Source organism: Streptomyces sp. NPDC111507 (assembly GCF_055638955.1).
The window spans coordinates 1-20,177 of sequence record NZ_JBVKBU010000018.1 but is presented as its reverse complement, the minus strand read 5'-3'; the positions used below and the strand labels follow the sequence as shown (position 1 = coordinate 20,177).

The window sequence follows — 20,177 nt, the reverse complement described above, 5'->3', positions numbered from 1 at the left end:
GCGTTGCAGGTAAAGCAAGAGGTCGGCTGCAGGACGTCCTGCAGCCGACCTTCGTTCGTTCGGATCGGCCGGCTGTGCCGGGGTAGCCCCGGCACGAACCGCAGCGGTAGCCACCGCCCCGCCTGCCATGACTCGTCGATCGTGCTCAGCCGCAAGCAGATGTACCTGGGCACCGGTTACCGGCCCTCGTATGAATACCGCCTATGCCTGGGCAGCGACCGCCGCGGCCGTCTGACCGCCACGGTGCACGAGCTCGACGCGGAGACATCGTCGTACGAGAAGTTCACCGAGTCCATCCTGGCGGCCGGACAGATGCTCTACAGCATGCCCAACGTCGGCCAGGCGTACCGGACGGTGCCGTTGGATCTGCCCACGCCGCTGTACGTGCGAGGCCCCGGCTTCCAGACGGCCTCCTTCGTTATCGAGTCGGCCATGGACGAACTCGCCCACCGACTCCGCGTCGACCCGATCGAGCTGCGCCGACGCAACGAGCCGAACGAGGACGAGTCGTCCGGGCTGCCGTTCTCCACCCGCCGGCTGCGCGAGTGCTATGCGGTAGGCGCGCGCGAGTTGGGCTGGGATCGCCGCAACCCCAGGCCCCGCGCGACGCGTGAGGGGGACTGGCTGATGGGCAGGGGCATGGCCGCCGGCGTCTACGACACCGCGCGCATGCCCGCCCAGGCCCGGGCCCGTCTGGACGCCGACGGCACCGCGCTGGTCGAGGCGGCCGCCACCGACATGGGCCCGGGTACGTACACCTCCCAGACTCAGGTCGCCGCCGACGCAATCGGGTTGACCGTGCGCACGGTGACCTTCCGGCTGGGGGACTCTCTTTACCCGCCGACCCCACCGCACGGTGGCGCGATGACCATGGCCAGCGTCGGCTCCGGCACCCTCGACGCCTGCAACAAGGTCCGCCGTCAGGCGATCGAACTGGCCGTCGGGGACCGCGAGTCGCCGCTGTACGGGGTGGCGACCGACGATGTCGTGGTACGCAACGGTCGACTGCACCTGAAGAACGATCCCGCGCGCGGTGAGACCTACCGGCGGCTGCTGACCCGCAACGACCGCACCCACCTGGAAGCGGACGGTTCCTTCGCCCCGCCGTCGGGCCCGGAGCCGCACTCCTTCTACATCTACAACGCGACCTTCGCGGCCGTCGACGCGACCCTGGGCCTGGTGCGGGTACGGCGTGTACGATGCGGGCCGCATCATCAGCCCCAAGCTCGCCGACAGCCAGGCCCTCGGCGGCATGGTCGGCGGCATCGGCACAGCCCTGCTGGAGCACACCGGCACGGACCACCGCGACGGACGCATCGTCAACGCCAATCTCGCCGACTACCTCGTCCCCGTCAACGCCGACATACCCGACCTCAAGGCGATCTACCTGGACGGCGAGGACCGCGAGGCCGACCCGCTCGGCGTCAAGGGTCTCGGAGAGCTCGTGATGATCGGGGTGGCGCCCGCCATCGCCAACGCGGTCTTCAACGCCACCGGCCGCCGCATCCGCGAACTGCCCATCACGGCAGGGGTGTTGCTCTGACCCACCGGCACTTCGGCCCGGCGGAGTGCGCACCGCTCGTCCGGCAGCCTGCCCGGTCCGGCTGCCGGACTTCCCAGGGCCGCCGCCGCGTGACGTTTCCCCGGCGTCATGGTGGCGGCCCGCTCCCCTCCCGATCCTGGTCCTGCCATGGAGAACTGCCATGGAGAACTGCCATGCTGAACATCGCGGACACTCTGCACCGCTGGTGCCGCGAGGCACGTCCCTTCGTCCTGGCCACCGTCGTCGGCGTGCATGGCAGCGCCCCCCTGCCGGTCGGTACGTCGGTCGCGGTGGACGAGGACGGCAACGCCGTCGGCAGCATCTCCGGCGGCTGCGTCGAGGGAGCGGTCTACGAACTGTGCCGGCAGGTGCTCCGTGACCTGGGCACTCCGCGGCGGGCCTGGTTCGGCTACTCCGACGACGACGCTTTCGCCGTCGGCCTGACCTGCGGCGGTGAACTCGACGTCTTCGTCCAGCGCATCGATCCCGCAGCCCAGCGCACCTGTCCACGGCCCTCTGCGAGATCGATCGAGGGCGACCGGTCGCCGTGGCACAGGTCGTGGACGGCCCGGAGCGCCTCCTCGGCTCCACGCTGAGCGTGCTCGGCGGCGGCCATGTCACCTACGGGCGCGTGGACGGCGGCCCGGCGGAGCGGGCAGTGGCCGACAGGGCCAGGGCCCTGCTGCGAGCGGGCCGCATCGTCCGCATCGACATCGGCGGGCAGGCAGACGAATGCCCCGAACGGCTGTCCGTCCTCGTTCATGTCCATGCGTCCCCGCCGCGCCTGCTGGTCTTCGGTGCCGTCGACGTCGCCGCGGCCCTCAGCCAGGCCAGCCGCTTCCTGGGCTACCACGTCACCGTCTGCGACGCCCGCCCCGTCTTCACCACTCCCGCCCGCTTCCGGCACGCGGACGAAGTGGTGGTCGACTGGCCCCACCGCTACCTGGAACGCACTGAGGTGGACGAGCGCACCGCCCTATGTGTCCTCACGCACGACGCCAAGTTCGACAGCCCCCTGCTGCGCCTGGCACTCGAGCTGCCCGTCGCCTACGTCGGGGCCATGGGCTTCCGGCGCACCCACGACGAGCGCATGCGCCGCCTGCGGGAGCAGGGCGTCACGGAGAACCAGTTGGCCCGGCTGCGTTCCCCCATCGGCCTCGATCTTGGAGCCTCCATACCGGAGGAGACGGCCGTCTCCATCACCGCGGAGATCATCGCCCAGGCCAACCACGGTACGGGCCGGCCACTGACCCAGATCACCGGCCCGATCCACCGGCCGTCGGAGTTGGCGAGCTACCGGTAGGCCGGCCTCACGAACCGACAAGGGCTCATCGTCCCTCTGCAAGCAGCCGTCAGCCTGGAAGAGCCGAGGCCCTGGCGTTCTCGATGGAGTGCAGAAGGCACGGCTTCATCGGGTGCGCCGGCCGGCCAGCCCGAAGGCCCACAGGCGTGCCTGCCGAGCCGACGGGCCGTGCCGGGGCAGTTGGACGTGGCAGCGTGTTCCGTCCCGGATCGGAGCGATGCGCTGTACGTCATGACGCTCGTTTGACGCTCCGGGCGCCCGCAGGCGCGACAGCGAGCCGATGAACTAGCTCTGACCTGGGCTTTTCCGTGACTCGCCCAGGTCGACATCCTTTCGATGACGCATCATGTGGAGTGCGTGGCGATTCTGGAGCCGGTGAAGAAGGACGCCTGACCTGCGGGTTCAGGTCGCTGACGTGCCCCTCGGTGGGCGGAAGCACTGGAGTTGGCCGAGCGTCTGGTCGCCGGGGGGCGCGTCTGCCTCACCGGCCCTGACGACGACGAGGTCGCAGGGTGGCGGCGCGCGGTCGATTACGCCGAGCGGCACGGCCTGGAACCGCACGGCAGACGCATCGAACGGTAGGTCCGGTTCGTGCCCCACGCGCTGTCGTGTACTCGGGCCTGCGGGTGGCGTCGGCAAAAGGCGTCCAGGAGGGCCACCGTCTCCGGTCGGGCGAGGGCTGCTCCGCTGCAGTGGTGCATGCCGTGGCCGAAGGCGAGGTGGTCGGCGCGGGGTGCTCCGGGTGTGTGCCGGGGCGGGGTCGTGGGGGCGGTGTGGCCTCGAATATCTGCTGGCGGCCTCCTCGCTTCTGCATCCGGAGGACGGTGGCGCTGAAGGTCGCTCCCTGGGGCTGCTCGGCGACGCCGGTGTCACGTCCGGCTGCTCTCGAGCACCCGCGCCAGCCGTGTCACTGTCGGATGGAGATACAGCTCCCGCAGCTGCAGGGGTGGCAACCCCTGTTCGCGCATGACCGCTGTCAGCCGCACCGCGAGCAGCGAATTCCCGCCGAGCAGGAAGAAGTTGTCGTCCGGCCCGACGGGCACCCCGAGCAGCGTTTCCCAGACCGAGGTGAGGGACGCCGCGAGGTCGGTGCGGTCACCGTCCGGTGATTCGGTGGTGTCCGCGGGCACGGGCGGCGCGGGGGCGACGGCGTGTTCCGCCAGCTTGCGCGTGTCCAGCTTGCCGTTCGCGGTCAGGGGCAGGGCCGGGACGGCGATCACCGACGTCGGCACCATGTACGAGGGCAGAACGCTTAGCGCGCGTTGGCGCACCGGCTCCGTTTCGCCGCCGGTGCCCAGCAGTACCACGTACGCGGTGATACGGGCCTGAGCGGCGTCTCCGGTCTCGCCTCCCTCGACGACCACCGCTGCCGCCGTGACGTTCGGGGCCTCCAGCAGGACGGTGCGGATCTCGTCCAGCTCGATCCGGAAGCCCCGCACCTTCACCTGCGAGTCGAGGCGCCCCAGGTGCTCAAGCCTGCCGTCCGGGAGGAGTCGGCCGCGATCGCCGCTGCGGTACATGCGCCCGCCGCTGAAGGGGTCCGGCACGAACCGTTCCCGGGTCAGGTCGGAACGTCCCAGGTACTCCAGGGCGAGGCCCTCGCCACCGACGTATATCTCGCCTGGAGCACCGCACGGAACCGGGCGGCGCCGCTCGTCGAGAACGTACAGATGCCAGCCGGGCAGGGCCGCGCCCACCGATCGCGATCCGGACAGCGCCTCCCGGCGTGTGACGGTCTGGGCCGTGACGTGGACGGTGGTCTCCGTGATGCCGAACATGTTCACCACACGACAGCGGGCCTCCGGGTAGCGGTCGAACCACGTCACCAGCGGTCGGGCGTCGAGGGCCTCACCGCCGAACACGACCAGCCGGACGGCCAGTTGCTCCCCGCTGCGGCGGTCGGCGTCCATCAGCTGCGCGAAGGCCGACGGGGTCTGGTTGAGCACGGTGACCCGCTCGGTCAGCATCAGGGCGTGGAATTCCTCGGGTGACCGGGAGACCCAGTACGGCACGACGACGAGCCTGGCTCCCGTCAGCAGCGCTCCCCACACCTCCCACACGGAGAAGTCGAAGGCACAGGAGTGGAAAAGGGTCCAGGTGTCGTCCGGACCGAGGCCGAAATCGTCCCGCGTGGCGGCGAGGAGGGCCACGACGTTGCGGTGCGGTACGACCACGCCCTTGGGGCGGCCGGTGGAGCCCGAGGTGTAGATGACGTAGGCCGCCTCCTCGGGAGCCCGCGTGGGCTTCACGTCTTCCGGTGCCGTACCCAGGTCGTCCCCCCGTGCTTCCAGCTCCTCCGGGCGCACACACCACATACCGGCAGGCCCGGGGAAGGTGTCGAGGGTGGTCACGACGGCCCGCAGCCCCGCGTCCTCAGCGGTGTACGCGAGCCGGTCGGTCGGGTAGGCCGGGTCCATGGGCACGTAGACGCAGTCCGCCTTCAGTACGGCGAGCATGGCGACCACGAGCTCGAGTGACCGCTCCAGGCAGATCCCCACGCGCTCACCGGCACCGATCCCGCCGGCCCGCAGGGCGGCGGCACAACGTGCGGCCCGCCCTTCCAGTTCGGCGTACGTCAGCGTCCGTCCCTCGTAGGTGACCGCCACGGCATCGGGCCGTTCGGCGGCCCTGGCGGCGAAGGCCGCGTCGATCCGCTCCGGTGTCCAGACCAACGGCGTTGCGGGAACGCCGAGTTCGGCCGTACGGCGCGCCTCCTCCTCATCGAGCAGCCCGAGGTCACCCGGCGTGAGCTGCCCTGTCGTATTGCTCAACTGCTCATAGACGAAGGCGACATGCCGGGCGAATCGCTTCGCCGACTCCTCGCCCACCTCGCGGAGACGATGGTGGACGATCAGCTGCGGTGCCCCCGCGGCGGTGCGTCCGGGGACGACGGTGAGCGGAAAGGGAGCGGTCTGACACGCCGTGTAGAGGTGGCCGTCGGCGTACGAGAGCTCATCGTCGATTCCTTCCAGGATGCCCACCACGACCGCGCCGCCCGCGCCGAGCACGAGATCCGCGTACTGGCCCGCTCCGCACCGGCCGTCGCGTCCCGCGAGTGCTTCCCCCGCGCGAGCCAGCAGGCCCGCCGTGTTGACGGCGCCGGAGAGGTCCAGAGCGAGCAAGGTGCCGGTGTCGAACGCGCCCAGCGCCCCGGCGGGCCGGTCCCGCCGGTTCCGCAGCACGCCGAGAAGCGTCCTGTCCTGGTCCTCGAACCGGGCGAGAACGATCGCCGCCGCCACCGCGAGCCGGGCCCCCAAGCCGGCCGCCCCGGCGCGCAGTTCTACGGTGAAATGTCCCGTACGCTCGCCCGCGCCGTCTTCCCCGGCCGCCCAGTCCAGCCCTGCCGCGCACTCCGTCGCCCGCCACTCCTGGAGCGTCTCTTCCCGCGCCTCCCCGCGGTCGTCCGGCTCGACGGGACGCATCTCCTCGTGCCGCGAGCGGCCTGTCAGGACGTCGGCGACGAGGCGCAGGGACTCCGCGTCCAGGCGGTCGCGATGGGCCACGAGAACGAGTTCGGCCTGCCCGTCGGCGAACTCGAGCAGGACGGCGCGGAAGGCCTCGTCCCGAGGGTGGAGAGCACGGGTCGTCTCGGCGCGCACCCGATCGCCCCCGGCGGCCCGGTCGGCAAGGACCCGCTCGTGCCACAGCCTGGGCGGCTTGCACCCGGCGTCCTCACCCCACCAGGCCCCGACCGCCTCGTCCAACGTCCGGCCCATCAGCTCCGCGTCCGCGCCGTGCGGAAGGCGGACGTGGACGGCGTGGCAGTGTGCGGACACGGCTGCGGGGGTGAGCCAGGACGTTTCGATTCGGGGCACGGCTTGAACTCCAGGTGGCATGGTCGTGGTGGGAGGGTGCGGTGCCCGGCAGGAGCGTGTCGGGGTGTCAGCGCGCGGTGAAGCCATCATCGACGGTGACGACGCTGCCCGTGACCTGGCGCGATTCGTCCGAGGCCAGCCACAGGGCCGCCGCCGCGATGTCCTCCGGTTCGACGAGCGCGTTCATCGGCTGCGACTGCACGAAGGTGTCCTCGTGTTCGTTCACCGGGACGTCCGGGGCGCGGGCGATCTCGGACGGCATGCGCCCTTCGACGTGGTCCGCGTCCCGGACCGATCCCGGGCAGAGCGCGTTCACGCGCACCTTGCGCGGTGCGTAGTCCAGCGCCACGGCCTTCGTCAGGCCTACGAGGCCGTGCTTGGCGGCCACGTAGGCGGCGAAGTGGCGGTAGCCGACCAGTCCGGCGGTGGAGGCGATGTTGATGATGCTGCCCGAACCGCGCTCGACCATGCGGCCACCCATGGCCCGGATCAGGCGCCAGGCCCCGGACAGGTCGACGTCGAGCATGAGGTTCCACTCGCCCTCGTCGATGTCGTGCGCGATCGTGCCGGAAGGAGCCGCGATGCGCGCGCTGTTGACCAGGATGTCGATCGCGCCGAACCGTGCGACGGCCGCGTCCACCGCGGCATCGACCGCGTTCGCGTCCCGTACGTCGACCGCCTGAGCCAGGACGGAGGCGCCGAGGTCGCGGCAGAGTTCCACCGTGTGCGCGAGCCGGCTGGCGGACCCGAGGGGGTAGGGCACCTGGTCGAGATCCCCGGCGATGTCGAGCAGTGCGAGGTCCGCGCCTTCCTTCGCGAAGACGGTGGCACAGGCACGCCCCAGCCCCCGGGCGGCGCTCGTGACGAGAGCGGTCTTACCGGACAGGCGCAGGGTTGGCTCCCGGGAGTGTCTGCACCTGTGCATCGATCACCTGGAGGAGGGCCGGCGCGTCGTCGGCCAAGTACATGTGGCCGCCGTCCAGTTCGTCGAGGGCCGGTAGTTCTCGTGCATCGCGACGTCCGCGCGCAGCGCGGGTAGCAGCAACTTCCGCATGTCCGGGTTCTCCAGGGCCAGATGCGCATACCCCGCAAAGCGCCGCACCTGAGCCAGAAACGCCTCGTCGTCCAGGTCGCCGGCCCGGGTCTCTCTGCCGTCCCAGGGCCCCGGCGAGCCGCTGACGAACAGCCTCTCGACATTGACTCCTTCCAACTCGCCATCCTGTGGGCGAGTTCGTAGGCGAGTTCGTAGGCGAGAACGGCGCCGAGACTGTGGCCGAAGACCGCCACCCGGCCCGCACCACCGGTGAGCCGCACGACCTGGTCGTACGCGTCCGCCACGGCCTGGGCCACGTCCGTGTGAGGCGGCTCGACGAAGGGCTCCTCCTTCCCCGGGAGCTGCACCGCCACTATCCGCAAGGTCTCTGGTACGTGCTTCTCCCATGCTCTGAAGAACGAGGCGCCCGCCCCCGCGAAGGGCAGGCAGACAAGAGCTATCGGTTCCATCGGGGATTCCGTCTCGGACAAGTGGAGCTCAGGCGCAGCAGCGTATGTACGGCCTCGGAGCCACAGCGGCATGCGGGCGGGTAGATGGGCGGCAGTTACGTGCGTGCGGCGACGTGCGGCCGGTGTCATGTGGAGTGCGTGGCGATCCTGGAACCGATCAAGGCGGTCAAACCAGTCAAAGGGGGGGCTGATCTGTGTCTCTTCGCCATCTGAAGCCTTGCTCCGATCCCCGGGCCGAAGTGACTCGGGGATCGGCCGAGGCCGTGTTCGAAGTCGTCGGCCGATCGTCACCGCGTCCCGTAGTCCTCGACCAGGTTGGCGATGAGGGAGAGCAGGGCGTCGGCCCGGTGCCGGTCCTCGTGCTGGTTGCGCAGGGCCTCGTCGACCGCACGGAGTCGGGCGAGGGCGGTCGGCTCACGGTCCTCCACGTCGAGGATCACCGGCTGGGTCACCAGATCCAGACACTCGGCGAGCAGCCGTCGGGTGGCGTCGGACGGCGGGTCGGGATCGGGGGCGGCGAACCCGGAGGTCAGGTAACGCGCGGGATCAGTGAGGCTCCACCCGACGACCGTGCCGTGCTGGACGAGGAGCGCCACATCGGGCGCGATACCGACGCGGGCCTCCAACGGCTCGTCGAGGACGCGGAGATCGCGCAGGCCGGTCAGCACGGCATCCCCGGGGGTGCGGCACAGCACCGCGCACCTCTCCAGCCGGAAGTCCCGGACCTCGTCGGCGCGGAGCCCACCCGGGCGTACCGCGGGTGTGTCGGGAACACGGGCGGATTCCTCGGCAGAAGCGGATTCTCCCGGCAGTTGGAATTCGGCCCCGACCAGTTTCCGGCCGGCCGGTTCGAAGCGGAGGACGTCCGGGGTGTCCCACAGCCATTCCTGGCTGCCGAAGGTGCTCGCGAGGAACCGCTCACGTTCCTTCGCGTCCGCGTACTGCGCCACGTCCACAGAGTCGCCTGTGAAGCGGGGGATGATGCGCAGCGGATCGTCCGTCACCGTCGCGCGCCACTCGCTGTCGAAGGTCAGTCTCATGGTCGGTGCTGCCTCACGATCTCGTCGACGATGCGCGCCCAGCAGCGCCGCGTAGTCCATGGGTTGAGCACCCAGCGCGTGGTGCGGGGCGAACCGGCCAGTACGGCCTCGTCGGTCAACCCGCAGATCCACCGCACTCTTGGAACGGGACGCCCCCGAACGAGCGGGCGGTTCTCGTGAAGACTCACCCGGGCCGGAAGAGAACACTCCTCGTCACGTGCTCGTATTCAGCAACCCGAAGCCGAACTAGATGCTGTTGAGGCCAGCCATGGGTAGTCGGGGCTCGCCGGATCCGACTCGCAGAGGAGTCCATCGGGCCGCGACGCTCGTTTGCCCTCCGGCTGCCTCACGGCGCCGCGCCGTGGCCGGAGAGGGTGCGCAGCCTTCACGCTTCGCTCGGCCTGAGCGGGGGGAACACGCGGTGCGTTTGGCCATGTTGCTCGCCGGCCGGTGTCCATTGGTGAGAATGGGAAATGTTCATGCCGCGACAGAAAGTTCGTAGGGGGACGCATGGCCGAGGACGTCGTGGAGGCCGCGATGGAAGGTGAACGGGGCGCGGTGGCCGAGAGCTTGCCGGAGCCACTCGTCAGGGAGATGGACAGGGAGATGCGGCGGTGGAGGACTGCCACCTTCAACTATGGCGTCACCTACTACCTCAGCCGGATTCTGCTCATCATCGCCAGCGCCGTCGTGGCCGCCGACCAGAACCTGGGCGGCGGTCACGGGAGTTGGCTGATCGATTGGGTTCCAGCCCTGGCGCTCGCCGTCGCGGTGATGACGGCCGTGGACACCTGGCTGAAACCTCAGCAGAAGTGGCGTGGCTTCATGGAGTCCCGGGACGCGCTGGCAGACCTGAGGATCCAGTCAGGCGGCGGCATGCCGCCTGACGAGGTGCGAGCGAAGTTTCTCGAACTGCGCCGACAGCACCGGGAGCGGAACGTCTTCTGACGACCCGCTCCGGCGCTGCAGCGCAATGACGTCACGTATGGGCGGCGGGTGTCGAGAGTCGTTCCACTGCCCGGCGCTCGGCGGCCTCGACGTCCAGGCGGCCCGACCGGTTGCCGCCGCGGGCGACGACGGCCGCGCGGACCAGGGCCAGGTAGAAGAGAGCAGGCCCGCACGGGGTCCACTCCCCGGGGTCCTTCTGCAGAATGAAGTCGAGCACGCTGTCAGGGTCGGCCGGGACGAAGTCGAACCGGTCGTGCTCCCACTTGTCCTCGATGCCACGGCTTCGGCGGGCCACGAGGTTGTCGGCCGTCAGGTCGGTGAGCACGGCCCGATAGAAGGCGGCCCACTGATGGTTCTGGACGTCGAGCGCGAAGGCGAGGAGTTCGAGCTCGACGTCGTCCTCGTCCTGGACGGCGAGTTCCTCCCGTAGCGCGCGGCGCGCCACGGCGTGCAGGCTGATGGGGGATCCGTCCTCGGGGATGTCGTGGATGGCGGCGAGTCCCTCGTTGACCGAGGAATTCCAGCGCACCTTGTTGTGGCCCTCCACGCTGACACTTCGCCGCGCGAAGACCATTTTCCGATCGGGCGCCGTCTCCACCGCCACGTTGACGCCGAAGCTGCACGAGAGGAACGCGGGCGCGGTCACCGGGTCGGCGTTCTCCAGGTACTGCGAGCGCAGGGTGGCGGATTCCGCCTCGCGCAGCGGCTCGTCGAGGTTGACGGATGTGGCGAGGAAGTCGTAGTAGTCCGCGTCGCACAGACTCATCCGCACCAAGGGTTCCTCGGTTTCGTCGCTCCGCGAGGTGATGATGCTCTCGACGGCGAAACGGGGGTTGTTCCAGGCGTACGGTTCGCCCGCTGCCTGTCGGCGCTGCATTTCCGCCTCGATGTCCTCCCGCCACCGCTGGACCTCGACGGGAAGATCGACTCGGCGAAGCCCCGGTTCGTAAATGATCTGCACGTTCTCCTCCCGGATCGGGCGTGTGCCGTCTCCCTCGAAGATGTGGCAGTCCGTTACAAGATTCCCGATGACCATGCGGTCGCGCGGCTCCACGAGTCCTCCTAGCCCCATGTCGAGTAGCGTGAGCAGCACACCTTGTGCGGTGTGAGACGTCAGGTTTCCACAAACCGTCCTGCTGTGCGGCACGGATGTGTGGCTGAACTCTTTGGAGGGGGAGTTCGGTTGGACCGGGGTCAGAAGCGTGATGGTGTGGTCGCCACTGTCGTTGTCGACAAATACCGGGGCGACGCACGACGAGTCAGGGATCGTAGTCGGCTGAGAAGGACGGCCTCTCGCTTCGTGGAGCAGGCTGCCCGGCTGGGTTTTGACGCTCCTTCACTGGACGTCAGCAGCGTCGGCGGTGACGGCGAGGCGGAACCGTCCGCAGCGCGCGAGCAGATCCGGGACCTGGTGCTGCGGCTGCGGCAGCAGGCGGCGGACAGGAAGATCCTTTACTGGACCGGGCACGGCGAAGTGGTCTCGGGCGCTTTCTACCTCGCCTGTGAAGACAGTTACCAAGAAGGGGAGTTCGAACCTCGCCGGGCGGTCTCGGCCGAGGAGCTGGTCTCCTGGCTCGCCGAGGACCCCACGGACACACTTCTCGTCCTGGACGCCTGCTTCTCGGGCGAGGCGGTGCGCGAGGTCAGTCACCACGTAAAGGACGCTCGGCTGAGGGCCGGCGTCGACGATGCGGAGGTCGGATTCGCCGTCGTCGCGACCGCGGGATCACGGCAGGAGGCGCTGGAGGGACACTGGGTCGATTGCCTGGAACAGGTTCTTTCGACTCCGGACCAGGTCATCGACGGCAGCGCACGGATTTTTCAGCGGGAGAACGACTTCGTCCCCTTCCAGCAACTGATGAGCGCCGTCAGAAGTCGGACGGGGGAGCAGGTGCCGTTCTGGCAGGAGCCGCAGACGCTGCGCGCCTGGTTCCTGCCCAACCCGCACTGGTCCCCGCGGGCGCGGTCCGCGCTGCGCCCGGAGGACGACCGGTCATGGATCGGCAAGGAACTCGCCAGCGAGGAGCTGCCGGTCTTCTCCGGCTCGGGTGAGAGCTGGCATCTGCGGGACTTCACCTCCCGCCATCGGGTGGTCGCCGACCTGGTCGACTGGCTGCGCATCCAGGACTCCGGAATGCTCACGGTGACGGGGGAGTCCGGCGCGGGCAAGTCGACGCTCCTGGCGTATGTGGCGCACCTGACGGTTGCGCACTTCGTGAACTCCCTCCCCGAGGACCGTCGTCCTCGGGTGCTGCCCGAACTCCGTTCGGTCAACGCCGCCCTCCACTGCCGCGGCAGGACGCTGTCGACGCTCTGCGAGGAGCTGGCTCAGGGCCTCACCCCGCTAGGACTGGACACGGCGCAGATCAAGCAGGGATCCCCGCACAGCCTCGTGCGGCAGGTCGCGGCAGTGGCGGAACTCAAGGGCAGTCTCACCCTGATGTTCGACGGGCTCGACGAGGCGGCTGCGGGGCACTCCTTCGACATCGCACGCGGGCTGCTCAACCCGCTGGCAGCCCTGCCAGGGGTGCGGGTGGTGGTCGCCACCCGGCCGAACGCCCGCCGGAGTCTTCCTGGCGAGCTGCGCGCCGAAACGCTGCTGGACGTGCTGCACTGCACCACCATGATGGAGCTGGACCGGGGGGACCAGACCGAGCAGGACATCGCCCGGCACGTGGAACGGCTGCTCGCCGAGGAGAACTCCCCTTACCGGCTGCCGCACGCGGTGCGGCAACGCGGCGCCGTCGCCCGGCAGATCGCGATTGGCAGCAACGGCCTCTTTCTCGTGGCCACCCTGTGGGCACGCCATGTGGCCAAGCGGCCGGTGCCTTCCGACGCGGAGCAGTTGCGCAGGGAGTTACGGCAGGGGACGTCCGTCCTGGACTCCCTGCTGGCTGAGGAACTGTTACGGCTCGACCCGCAGGACACCGCTCGCATCCGGGACTTCATGACCGCTCTCGCCCTGGCCCAGGGAGTCGGACTGCCCCAGCCCAGGGTGTGGCTGGCCGTGACCAACGCGGTGCGCGCTCGGGGGAGCAGGGAGTACGGGGAGGAGGACCTGCGTGACGTGATCCGCAGAGCCACCGGTGTCACGATCGCGAAGGACGTCGAGTCGGGCGAGGAGGTCTACCGCCTGCATCACCCCAGTTTCGGCGCCCATCTGCTCGGCGACGAGTTGAGGCAGCGGGAGCAGCACCGAGCGGTCCACCGGACCCTGACCCCACGCAGGGGCGAGGACTGGCGGACCACGGAACAGTATGTGAAGAACCACCTCACCACACATGCCGTCCTGGGCGGGGACGACCTCCTCGAAGAACTGGTGGGTGACTGTCACTTCCTGGTCGCCGCCTCGCCCGACATCCTCGAGCCATTGGTCGCCGCCCGGCTTTCGACCACCGTGCAGAGCGCGCTCTACCTGGGTGTCGCCGGCCACTTCCGTCGACACGCGGCGGAAGAGGCCAGGTGGGCGATGCTGCGTGCCACCGCACTGGCCATGTTCTCGAGGGAGTTCCTCGCCGCCGTGCCGAGGCCGCCATCGGTGTTCTGGGACGACGTGTGGAGCAGCGCGGCGCGGCTTCCGCTGCACAGGAGCTGGAGCGCCCCGCCGGGTGGGGCGCTCGCCGTGCACTGGGAGGCGCACGGCGACGGCATCATCCATGCGTCGGGCGCCGGTGAGGTCAAGTCGTGGACCGCGGAGGGACACGAGATTCGGGGAAGGGACACCGGACCGGCCACCTGGGCCGCCCCTCCGCGGCAGCGGGGAGTGACGGCGTCGGGTCGGGGTGACAGCCGTGTGGTCGCCACGCATGACGGCCTGTGCGTGCGGATGTGGCACGGCAACGGCAAGTACCCGGTGGAGGAGCTGTACTGGGGTGGGACTCCGGGTGCCGTGGACTCGGTGCGGTGGGACAAGGAGGTCCTCCTCGCCACGGTCGACGGTGACCGCCTGTGGCTGTGGCGGTGGGACAGCACCACGGAGTACTCCCGGGCGGAACTCCGTAAGCACACCCTCGGCGTGCCGGTCCGCTGCGTGTCTCTCCTGGCGGTGGGTGGGAGGGTCGCAGCGGTCACAGGGGGGCCCGCGGGCGTGAAAGTGTGGGAGGTGCCCGGCCGGAAGACGATGAGAGAGCCGTTGCGCCAGGTCCGGTCACTGGGGGACGGCATCGAGCAGGTCATCGCGGTGTCGGCTCTGGGCCGGCCGGACGGTGACGGCTCCGAGGTGGTGATCGGGGCGCTGGACGGTCATACGCTCCATGGCTGGCGGATGGACGACCTCTTCCAGGGAAAGGCACGCCCCCTGTTCAGCCCCAGCCCCGCGAGCGCTGGACAGGCCGTGACCGTGGGATGGGGCCCGCGCGGACTCCTGACCGCGGTCCGGGAGGACGCCGCGGTCCGTGTCTGGGACCAAGAGGGCGAGGAATACGTCTCGCTGCCGAGCGACCACCATCACCAGTCCCTGGCCTTCGACCCATCGGGGACAGGGCGTCTGGCGGTGGCGGACGACACACGGATCCGCGTCTGGGAGCCGCATGATCCGCAGGGGGAGGGCGGTGCGGCCCGCGCACGTCCCACCGGCGGGAGGGCGGTCGGCAGGACACGGCTGCGGGTGACGGACGCAGGGCCCGACGGCACTCTGCTGCTCAGCCGCTCGCAGGGCTCTGACGTGCTGTTGAGCCTGCACTCCGCCAACGGGCGGTCCGGCGAAGAGCTCCGGCTCGTGCACCCCGGCGCGGTGGAGGCGCTCGCCGCCACGAGAGTCGGTGACCGCTGGCTGACCGCGGCGGTCGGACGCAGGTGCGTTGTGCTCTGGACGCTCGGGCTCGGACTGGAGCTGCTGGAGACCGAGACCTTCGCACTGCCGGGCGCGGCCGAGCGGCCGGTGTCTTCCATGGCTCTCCAGGAGACCAGAACCGGCCGGCTGCGTCTGCTGTGGCCGTCAGGGCAGAGCGTGGCCACCTGGGAGCGCGATACGCAGGGCCGCGGCGCATGGAGCGAAGGGCGGACGTTCTGGATGGGAGCTGCCGGCGCCGTGCAGCGGCTGGAAGTGGTGGGGCTTCCCTCGGGCCCGTCGTGGCTGTCGGCCTGGGGTGGCAACGCCGTCCGCGTCTGGGACCTCACGGAGCCCGGCGCAAAGCCGCAGCCGGTCGACGTCGTCAGAGCGAAGGCAGTGGCCACGGGCCTGTTGAGGCGTCGGGACGCGCCTGTCCCGCTGATCGCCTTCACCACCGGAGAGAGGGTGAAGTTCATCGAGTGCGACGGGGGGTACGGCGTGGCGTCCGTCCTTCCGTGGCAGTCAGGCGGAGCACTCGACGGCGTTGCTCTGGCGGGTCCGGCGGAGAGGCCTCTGCTCGTGGGCTGGAGCCGGAACTCCGGCTGCCTCCGGCTCTGGGACGTCAGGCGGGGAAAGGCACTTGACCTCATGGAATCCCGCGGGTACGAGGTGACGGGCGTGGACTCGGCCTTCGACAGCCGCGGCATCACCCTCATGATCCAGGGCGTCGCGCAGAACAGCGTCCGCTGCGATCAGGTGTTTGTGCCCTGGCGGGTCGACCAGCCCGTCTCCGGCGCGGGGGTCGTCGACCAACGGACATGGGAATCCGCTCGAAGAGACAAGAGGAGCATTCTTTGAAGGACGATCTGGTTGTTCTCGTGCCGGGCATCATGGGCACGGCCCTGACCCGGGACGGAGCCGACGTCTGGGATCTGAGCTCGGAGGCGATGAGCGGGCTCCTCTGGCCCAGGAGCACGAGAGAGATGCTCAAACTGCCCAAGGGCATCGGGAACGACGACCCGGAGCCGCCGTACGCCCTGGACCTGGGCGGCGTGATCCACGGACGGCGTCTGCTTCCCGGTCTGGTCTCCAACATGGACTACCCGGACCTCCGTGAGCTGCTCGCCGTCGAGAAGGAGAGATTCGCGGAATTTCCCTACGACTGGCGCCTCAGCAACCGCAATTCGGCCGAGAAGCTGGCGCGTTTCGTCGAGGAGCGACTGACCCGGTGGCAGGAGACGGCCGACCCCCAGCGGTTTCCGCGGGCCAGGGAGGCCAAGGTGATCTTCCTGTGCCGTTCCATGGGGGGTCTGGTGGTGCGGTACTACACCGAGGTGCTCGGGGGATGGGAGCAGACCCGGTCGGTCGCCACGCTGGGTACCCCCTTCTCGGGGAGCGTCAAGGCGCTGCGGTTCCTGACGGGCCGGGTGCGGTGGGTGCCGAGCCCGTTCCGCGAGTGGATCCACGAGGTCTGCTCGACCTACCCCTCGCTCGGCCAGCTCATCCCCACCTACCGGGTGGTGGTCGACCGCCGGGACCGCAGGTCCCATTTGACCGGGCAACCGGTCGAGGGGGTGGACACGCGGATGATCGACGACTCCTTCGCCTTCTTCCAGGAGGTGCAGAACGCCATCGAGGAGAACGATGCCGTACACGGTCGCGAGCGCTACACGCTGGTCGCTCTGGGGGGTGACAAGCACCGCACCGACCAGGCGCTCTCCTTGTCCTCAGGGGGCAGACCGGAGTTCCACCAGGACTTCTCGGATTCCGGTGATCCGGAAGACCGGGGCCTGCCGCTCTTCGGTGACGGCACTGTGGCGCATGTCGCCCAGACCCCGCCTGAGTGGTACGACACCGGTCGGACGGTGTGGCTCGACAGCAGGCACGCGGATCTCATCAACTCCGGTCATGCCCTCAAGCAACTGAGACGCATCTGCGACGGCCTCGAACCGGCCGGGGTGCTGAGCACCGGGGAGCCCGTGGGAGTCGAGCTTCCCGACTTCGCCCAGGCAGGAGAGCCCTTCGAGGTGTGGGCGACGAACGCCGACGCCGCGATGGGGCTGAGAGTCCGCCGTATCGGCGAGGACGGCAGGTCTGCGGCGGACGAGGTGATGCAGTCGTGCGGGGACGGACTCTTCCGCGCCGAGCTACGTGCCGAACCCGGACTGTGGACGGTGGAGGTCTACTCGAACGCTCTCGGGTACTCGTGCCGGGACGTGCAACTGGTCGTCCAGGGCCTGTCCGGCGGACAGTGACAGCCTGGGCGGCGAGGTCGTGGCCCAAGCCACGACTTCTGATGACGCGTCACGTGGAGTGCGTGGCGATCCTGGAGCCGGTGAAGGCGGACTCCTGACCCGAAGGTCCTTGCGCAAGGGTCCTGGTCCGACGCGTCGTTGTCAGTGGTGACCACTAGTTTGGAGTCACTGGAAGACGGCCGAAGCGGCCGACCAGGCCTTTGGGGAGGGGTGTGCTGTGTCCGCTGCGCAGGCACGACAGTCGGGGAACACGACGTATCTGGAGCTGTCCCAGGAGAGCGGCGGTGCCCACAAGTTCTACGAGGTGACCGTCGAGGGAACCACCGTCTCCGTGCGCTACGGACGGATCGGTGTGGACGGGCAGCGTCAGACCTCCGCGTTTCCGACCGTCGAGAAGGCGAACGCGGCGGCGGCGAAGAAGATAGCGGAGAAGGTGCGCAAGGGGTACGCGCCCGCCGTCCAGGGGCAGCGCGCGGCCCGGGCCGTGACGCGTCGGCAGGTGACGTCCGCCCCGTCCACGGCGCGGGCGACGGCGCCGGTGCTGTGGCGGTTCCGTACGGGCGCCTCGGCGTTCGGCATCCATGTCGACGAGGACCGCTGCTGGGTGGGCAACCAGCACGGCAGCGTCTACAACTTGAGCCACGACGGCGAGGTGTTGGCTCACTACTCCCTGCCGGACGGTGTGAAGTGCCTGGTGGCGGACGACTTCTGGATCTACGCGGGCTGTGACGACGGCCGGGTGTACGACCTCTCCTCGAAGGTGCCGTTCGCGGCCTACGAGATAGCGGCCGAGGTGGACATCTTCTGGCTGGACATTCACGCGGGCGTGCTGAACGTCTCCGACCGCAACGGCGGTCTGACGGTCATCGACCACGAGGACGAGCTCCAGTGGTCGCGCAACTCGTCCGGGGACAACGCGTGGATGGTGCGGGCCGACGACCACGCCGTGTACCACGGGCACAGCCGCGGTGTGACGGCGTACGCGGCGGACGGCACCAGCCAGCTCTGGCACACCGCGACCAACGGCAATGTGCTCTTCGGATGGCAGGAGGAGAACGCCGTCTACGCCGGTACGGGGCGGCGGGTCGTCCAGCGGCTCGCCAAGTCCGACGGGCGGATCGAGGCCTCCTATTCGTGCGACGCCGCGGTGTACTCGTGTGCCACGTCCCCCGGCGGGCGGTACGTCTTCGCGGGGGACTCCGCTTCCTCGGTCTACTGCTTCACCGCCGACGGCTCCCGGCTGTGGAAGCTCGGCACGGGCGGCGGCTCGGCGCTGTCCATGCAGTACCACGACGACAGGCTGTACATCGTTTCGACAGACGGCTCTCTCGCCTGCATCGACGCGAGCGAGGCCGCGATCAACGCCGCCCAGTCGGGCACCGTCCCGGTCGCCGCGGACATCAAACTGGCGGCCGCCCTGCCGACGTACGCACCGCTGACCACCGCCGCCTCGGTCGCCACGGTCAGCGCCGTCCCCGCGCCGGGGAGCGGGGTCGTCGTGGAGTGCACTCAGGAAGGAGGCCGAGTGCGCGTGCACGTGGTCTCCGAGGGCTATGAGCCGAGTTGGAACGTCCAGTTCCCGCGTGCGATACGCCAGCCGGGCGCCCGCTATGTGGTGGACGCGCTGCACTCCTCGACGGGTGGCTTCTACCGGGTGCGCGGAGAAATCAGGCGTCTGGTGTGACGCTCACCGACCAGAGCAGGTAGGTGCGGGCTGTCTCGCGGCCTTCGAGGGGGCCTCCTCTCGGCCTTCGAGAGGGGCCTCCTCGTGTACGACCGCCTCCGCCGGGCCAGGACAGCCGGCCTGGAGGGCCGCTCGTGTTCGGCGCGGGCGGCCTTCCGGTGTGTGGGGGTGGTCAGACGTGGGCCGGTTCGTGTGTGGCTGGGTCGTCGTGTGCCGGGGGCGCCGGGGCGATCGCGGACTGGTGGGTGAGCGCTTCGCCTTCTACGTCGACCTTGGGCAGGATCCGGTCGAGCCAGCGCGGCATCCACCAGGCGGCCTTGCCGAACAGGGCCAGGACGGCTGGTACGAAGGCCATGCGGACGACGAAGGCGTCGAACAGGACGGCGATGGCGAGGCCGAAGCCGATCATTTTGATCATGGATTCGCCGGCGCCGATGAAGCCGGAGAACACGGCTGTCATGATCAGTGCGGCGGCGACCACGACGCGGGCGCTGTGGCGGAAGCCGCTCTCGATGGCCTGGCGCGGGCTGTCGCCGTGGACGTAGGCCTCGCGCATGCGGGCGACGAGGAAGACTTCGTAGTCCATGGCGAGGCCGAAGACGATGCCGACGAGGAAGATCGGCATGAGGCTCATGATCGGGCCGGTGGTCTCCACGCCGAGGAGTGAGGCGAGCCAGCCCCACTGGAAGACGGCGACGACGGAGCCGAGGGCGGCGAGCACGGAGAGGAGGAAGCCGACGGCCGCCTTGATGGGGACCAGGATCGAGCGGAAGACCACCATCAGGAGCAGGATGGCCAGGCCGACGATCACGATGAGGTAGGGGATCAGGGCCTTCTGGGTCTTCTGGGCCATGTCGATGTTCAGGGCGGTGGTGCCGGTGACCTCGAAGCTCGCGCCGTGGGTCGAGGCCTCGGTGGCGGGGCGCTCGTCCCGGATCGTTTTGACGAGGTCCTGGGTTTTCGTGTCGGTGGGTGCGGTGGAGGGGACGGCGGAGAAGACCGCGGTGTCGCCCGCGGGGTTGAAGCGGGCGGGGGAGACGGACACGACTCCGTCGGTGGCCTTGATCTTCTTCTCGATGGTGGTGACCGCGGTCTTGGGGTTCGGGGCGCCCTTGGCGTCGACGACGATGGTCAGGGGGCCGTTGAAGCCGGGGCCGAAGCCGTGGGCGAGGTCGTCGTAGGCGCGGCGTTCGGTGGTGGAGGTGGGTTTGGCTTCGTCTCCGGTGGTGCCCAGTTGGAGGTCCATCACGGGTACGGCGAGTGTTCCCAGGCCCACGACGGACAGCAGGAGCACCGGGAGGGGGCGGCGCAGGAC

General features: G+C 69.6%; 11 protein-coding genes and 3 pseudogenes. 7 read left to right on the top strand and 7 right to left on the bottom strand.

Annotated features, from left to right (window positions below):
* Positions 1-138: 138 nt before the first annotated feature.
* From ACZ7M2_RS43255 to ACZ7M2_RS43245, 3 genes and pseudogenes are all read left to right on the top strand, one after another.
* Positions 139-1,543: pseudogene (locus ACZ7M2_RS43255) on the top strand (xanthine dehydrogenase family protein molybdopterin-binding subunit); the annotation flags it as partial.
* Between the two features lie 173 nt (positions 1,544-1,716).
* Positions 1,717-2,846, top strand: a pseudogene (locus ACZ7M2_RS43250) (XdhC family protein).
* Between the two features lie 444 nt (positions 2,847-3,290).
* Complete coding sequence (locus ACZ7M2_RS43245) at positions 3,291-3,428, top strand: hypothetical protein (protein WP_471599986.1); 138 nt, start codon at positions 3,291-3,293, stop codon at positions 3,426-3,428.
* Positions 3,429-3,715: 287 nt separating this feature from the next.
* On the opposite strand, the gene ACZ7M2_RS43240 is transcribed toward ACZ7M2_RS43245, so the two are convergent.
* From ACZ7M2_RS43240 to ACZ7M2_RS43220, 5 genes and pseudogenes are all read right to left on the bottom strand, one after another.
* A complete protein-coding gene (locus ACZ7M2_RS43240; RefSeq protein ID WP_471599985.1) occupies positions 3,716-6,661 on the bottom strand; it encodes an amino acid adenylation domain-containing protein in 2,946 nt (981 codons plus the stop codon).
* Between the two features lie 67 nt (positions 6,662-6,728).
* A complete protein-coding gene (locus ACZ7M2_RS43235) occupies positions 6,729-7,586 on the bottom strand; it encodes an SDR family oxidoreductase (RefSeq protein ID WP_471599984.1) in 858 nt (285 codons plus the stop codon).
* A gap of 3 nt (positions 7,587-7,589) precedes the next feature.
* Positions 7,590-7,871, bottom strand: a complete 282-nt coding sequence (locus tag ACZ7M2_RS43230; protein ID WP_471599983.1) for a thioesterase II family protein — start codon at positions 7,869-7,871, stop codon at positions 7,590-7,592.
* A gap of 71 nt (positions 7,872-7,942) precedes the next feature.
* Positions 7,943-8,164, bottom strand: a pseudogene (locus tag ACZ7M2_RS43225) (thioesterase II family protein); the annotation flags it as partial.
* 287 nt (positions 8,165-8,451) lie between these two features.
* Positions 8,452-9,204 carry a hypothetical protein gene (locus tag ACZ7M2_RS43220; protein ID WP_471599982.1) on the bottom strand — a complete coding sequence of 251 codons (753 nt, stop codon included), beginning with the start codon at positions 9,202-9,204 and terminating at the stop codon, positions 8,452-8,454.
* A gap of 510 nt (positions 9,205-9,714) precedes the next feature.
* Here ACZ7M2_RS43220 and ACZ7M2_RS43215 point away from each other — a divergent pair.
* Entirely contained in the window at positions 9,715-10,152 is a 438-nt protein-coding gene (locus ACZ7M2_RS43215) for a hypothetical protein (protein ID WP_471599981.1), read from the top strand.
* Between the two features lie 31 nt (positions 10,153-10,183).
* Here ACZ7M2_RS43215 and ACZ7M2_RS43210 read toward each other — a convergent pair whose 3' ends face one another.
* Positions 10,184-11,224 carry a translation initiation factor 2 gene (locus ACZ7M2_RS43210; protein ID WP_471599980.1) on the bottom strand — a complete coding sequence of 347 codons (1,041 nt, stop codon included), beginning with the start codon at positions 11,222-11,224 and terminating at the stop codon, positions 10,184-10,186.
* 228 nt (positions 11,225-11,452) lie between these two features.
* On the opposite strand from ACZ7M2_RS43210, the gene ACZ7M2_RS43205 reads away from it, so the two are divergent.
* The 3 genes from ACZ7M2_RS43205 to ACZ7M2_RS43195 all read left to right on the top strand — a co-directional run bounded on the left by ACZ7M2_RS43205 (position 11,453) and on the right by ACZ7M2_RS43195 (position 18,862).
* Positions 11,453-15,781 (top strand): NACHT domain-containing protein, encoded by a 4,329-nt coding sequence (locus ACZ7M2_RS43205; protein WP_471599979.1) that lies wholly within the window; start codon positions 11,453-11,455, stop codon positions 15,779-15,781.
* A complete protein-coding gene (locus ACZ7M2_RS43200) occupies positions 15,778-17,178 on the top strand; it encodes an esterase/lipase family protein (RefSeq protein WP_471599978.1) in 1,401 nt (466 codons plus the stop codon). The genes ACZ7M2_RS43205 and ACZ7M2_RS43200 overlap by 4 nt, the downstream gene beginning before the upstream one ends.
* Before the next feature lie 217 nt (positions 17,179-17,395).
* The gene (locus ACZ7M2_RS43195) at positions 17,396-18,862 is read left to right on the top strand and encodes a WGR domain-containing protein (protein ID WP_352053006.1); all 1,467 of its coding nucleotides are present in this window, start codon (positions 17,396-17,398) and stop codon (positions 18,860-18,862) included.
* Between the two features lie 172 nt (positions 18,863-19,034).
* Here the strand turns inward: ACZ7M2_RS43195 and ACZ7M2_RS43190 are convergent.
* On the bottom strand, positions 19,035-20,177 hold a 1,143-nt coding region (locus ACZ7M2_RS43190), incomplete at its 5' end, for an MMPL family transporter (RefSeq protein WP_471599977.1).

Excerpts from the sequence above, each read along its gene's own strand:
- ACZ7M2_RS43215 (WP_471599981.1), top strand. The coding sequence starts at position 9,715 with ATGGCCGAGGACGTCGTGGAGGCCGCGATGGAAGGTGAACGGGGCGCG.
- ACZ7M2_RS43220 (WP_471599982.1), bottom strand. The coding sequence starts at position 9,204 with ATGAGACTGACCTTCGACAGCGAGTGGCGCGCGACGGTGACGGACGAT.
- ACZ7M2_RS43210 (WP_471599980.1), bottom strand. The coding sequence starts at position 11,224 with ATGGGGCTAGGAGGACTCGTGGAGCCGCGCGACCGCATGGTCATCGGG.
- ACZ7M2_RS43235 (WP_471599984.1), bottom strand. The coding sequence starts at position 7,586 with ATGCACAGGTGCAGACACTCCCGGGAGCCAACCCTGCGCCTGTCCGGT.